1 rRNA gene is annotated in these 656 nt (G+C 52.7%); it reads left to right on the forward strand.

From position 1 onward, the window contains the following. Positions 1-46 precede the first annotated feature (46 nt). Positions 47-656, forward strand: a 23S ribosomal RNA gene (locus M3I56_RS40815); the annotation flags it as partial.

Consider the following 656-nt stretch of genomic DNA (forward strand, 5'->3'; position numbering starts at 1 on the left):
GTGAGCCTCGCCGTGAGCAATCATGGCCGAGACACACCCGTTATAGGGTCAAGCGAACAAGTGCATGTGGTGGATGCCTTGGCGATCACAGGCGATGAAGGACGCGGTAGCCTGCGAAAAGCTACGGGGAGCTGGCAAACGAGCTTTGATCCGTAGATGTCCGAATGGGGAAACCCACTCCGAATGGAGTATCCATGACTGAATACATAGGTCATGTGAAGCGAACGCGGCGAACTGAAACATCTAAGTAGCCGCAGGAAAAGAAATCAACCGAGATTCCCAAAGTAGTGGCGAGCGAAATGGGACCAGCCTGTACTCTTTATCTGTAGCGTCAGCCAAACACTCTGGAAAGTGTGGCCATAGTGGGTGATAGCCCCGTAGGCGAAGACGCAATGGAAGAACTAGGTGTACGACAAGTAGGGCGGGACACGTGAAATCCTGTCTGAAGATGGGGGGACCATCCTCCAAGGCTAAATACTCGTGATCGACCGATAGTGAACCAGTACCGTGAGGGAAAGGCGAAAAGAACCCCGGGAGGGGAGTGAAACAGATCCTGAAACCGCATGCATACAAACAGTCGGAGCCTCGCAAGGGGTGACGGCGTACCTTTTGTATAATGGGTCAGCGACTTACATTCAGTGGCAAGCTTAACCGAA

This window comes from Paraburkholderia sp. CNPSo 3281 (genome assembly GCF_024206515.1).
In the GTDB taxonomy this organism is placed as follows: domain Bacteria; phylum Pseudomonadota; class Gammaproteobacteria; order Burkholderiales; family Burkholderiaceae; genus Paraburkholderia; species Paraburkholderia nodosa.